This window comes from Intestinibacter sp. (genome assembly GCF_022780145.1).
Taxonomy (GTDB): Bacteria; Bacillota; Clostridia; order Peptostreptococcales; family Peptostreptococcaceae; genus Intestinibacter.
Genome location: NZ_JALEXO010000126.1, coordinates 1 through 2934, shown reverse-complemented (window position 1 = coordinate 2934; position 2934 = coordinate 1). Strand labels below are relative to the sequence as shown.

1 protein-coding gene is annotated in these 2934 nt (G+C 31.3%); it reads right to left on the bottom strand.

What is annotated here, in order from left to right; genetic code table 11:
* Positions 1 to 127: 127 nt before the first annotated feature.
* Positions 128 to 2245 (bottom strand): heavy metal translocating P-type ATPase, encoded by a 2118-nt coding sequence (locus MR593_RS04700; protein ID WP_442908402.1) that lies wholly within the window; start codon positions 2243 to 2245, stop codon positions 128 to 130.
* Positions 2246 to 2934: the final 689 nt, after the last annotated feature.

Here is a 2934-nt window from a genome sequence, read left to right as displayed (position 1 = left end):
TTTATTTGTAGTTAATTAAAGTTCTATATTTTTTTAACAGGATACCTATAATTACAAAAATTTTATTATTTTTTAAGTATATATTATAAAAAGATTTGATATAAATCAAATCTTTTTACAAATAAATCTATTTATTATCTTTCATTCTCATCGCTCTCATTGCGTTAAGTACTGCTATTAAAGCAACTCCAACATCTGCAAATACTGCCTCCCACATGATAGATACTCCACCAGCAGTTGCTATTAAAACTATAATTTTTACACCTAATGCAAATATTATATTTTGCCATACTATTTTATTAGTCTTTTTAGATATTGCTATAGCTTTTGCTATTTGACTTGGTTCGTCGTTCATTATAACTACATCAGCTGCTTCTATAGCTGCGTCTGATCCAAGTCCACCCATTGCTATACCTACGTCTGCCCTAGCTAATACTGGAGCATCGTTTATACCATCTCCAACGAAAGCAACTTTTTGTTTTTCTGTTCTGCCTTGGTAGATTTCTTCTATTTTTTCTACTTTTTCATCTGGTAATAGGTTTGAATATACTTTATCTAATTTTAATTCTTCAGCTACTGAATCTGCAACTTTTTTGTTGTCTCCAGTAAGCATAACTGTTTGTTTGATTCCTATTTCCTTTAATTTTGCTATTGCTTGTTTACTGTCTTCTTTGATTTCATCTGATATTACTATATATCCAGCAAATTTACCGTCAACTGCTACATAGATAACTGTACCTATTTCAGTAACTGGAACATATTCTATGTTGTCGGTCTTCATTAATTTTTCATTACCAGCTAAAACTATTTTTCCATTGTAGTTTACCTTTATACCATGTGCTGCTATTTCTTCATATTCTCCAATTCTTCCTAAATCTAAGTCCTTGTCGTATGCTGCAACTATTGATTTAGCTATTGGATGGTTTGAGTTTGCTTCTGCATATGCTGCGTATTCCATAAGCTCATCTTCTGAAACATTTACTGCGTTTACTTTTGTTACGTTGAATACACCTTTTGTAAGTGTTCCTGTTTTGTCAAATACTACAGTGTCTACATATCTCAATGCTTCTAAGTAGTTACTTCCCTTTATTAACACACCGTTTTTAGATGCGAAACCAATTCCACTGAAGAAAGTAAGTGGTATTGATAAAACTAATGCGCAAGGGCAAGAAACAACTAAGAATGTCAATCCTCTCAATATCCAATCATACCAAACAGCTTTACTAGACATATCTATAACCATTGGCGGTATTATAGCTATTATAGCTGCTAGTGCAACAACTACTGGAGTGTAGTATTTAGAGAACACACTTATGAAGTTTTCAGTTTTTGCTTTTTTACTACTTGCATTTTCAACTAAGTCTAATACCTTTGAAACTGCTGATTCTCCAAAGTCCTTAGTTACTTCTATAGTTAATAATGCATTTTTGTTTATAAATCCTGAAAGAACTTCATCTTCTACTTCTACAGTTCTAAGCACTGATTCACCAGTAAGCGCTGATGTATCTACCATAGAAGATCCTTCTATTACTATACCATCAAGAGGAACTCTTTCACCTGGTTTAACTACGATTATATCTCCAATTTCTACTTCTTCTGGATCTACAACCTCTATATCATTTCCTATTTTTAAATTAGCTATATCAGGTCTAATTTCCATCAAGGCTGAAATTGATTTTCTTGATTTACCAACTGCTAATCCTTGTAAAAATACACCTAATTTGTAAAATACCATAACACCAACTGCTTCTGATGTTTCACCTATTAGGATTGCTCCAACAGTAGCGACTGTTATTAAGAAGTTTTCATCGAATACTCTACCATTTTTCATGTTTTTAGCAGCTTTTAATAATACATCTCCACCTACTACTAAATAAACTGCTATGAATAATACTGTACTTATGATGCTTCCTTCACCATGACCACCTATTATTTCTTGAGCAAATGTTATAGCATATACGATTATACCTACTATTAATCTCAATTTATCTATCTTGTCTTTATCGAATTTCTTTTCAACAGCTTTGTTTAATTGTTTATTTTGAGATTTTGAAACACCTTTTACTTGTATATTTATACAGTGTTCAAGATTTTTAACTATTTTTGCAACTTCTTCTACTACTTCCCTTCTAGATACACTTCCATCTAATTCTATATCTAGCATGCAATTTCCAAAATCTAGAGTAGCATCTTTTACACCTTGTGATTGTTTTGTTTCAAACTCTATTTGGTCGGCGCATTGCATACATTTTAAGTTTTCTAATTTTAATTGTAATTGTCTAGAATTAGTCTTTCTGTTATCGTGTACTTGTATATCAAGGCCTGGCTCTGTTGTATTTATTATGTCTAATACTTTGTTTATAACTATATTTCTCCTAACTCCAGCCTTTAATTCGAAGCTTAATTTTTTGTTTACAAAATTTAAGTTTGATATTTCTACTTCCTCTAATGCTTCTACCTTTTGGTTGATTACTTCGGCACAATGCGCACAGTCTAATCCACCTAGAGTCATATCTACTTTTTTATTGTTTCCTTTGCTAGAAGCTTTTTCTATAACTTGAATGTCAAGTCCTGGTTCTGTCGTATTTATTATATCTATTGCCTTTTGTATAGTTAAACTTCTACTAGCTCCATCTTTTAATTCAAAGCTCAATTTCTTATTTACGAAGTTTAAATTTGATATTTCTACTTCGTCTAACGCTTCTACCTTTTGGTTGATTACTTCTGCACAATGTGCACAATCTAATCCACCTAGAGTCATATCTACTTTTTTATTGTTGACTTTGCTAGAATCTTTTTCTATAACTTGTATGTCAAGTCCTGGTTCTGTTGTATTTATTATATCTATTGCCTTTTTTATAGTTAAACTTCTACTAGCTCCATCTTTTAATTCAAAGCTCAATTTCTTATTTACGAAGTTTAAATTTGATATTT

Bases quoted from the DNA above. Each gene is read 5' to 3' on its own strand.
- MR593_RS04700 (WP_442908402.1), bottom strand. From the start codon at position 2,245: ATGCAATGCGCCGACCAAATAGAGTTTGAAACAAAACAATCACAAGGT.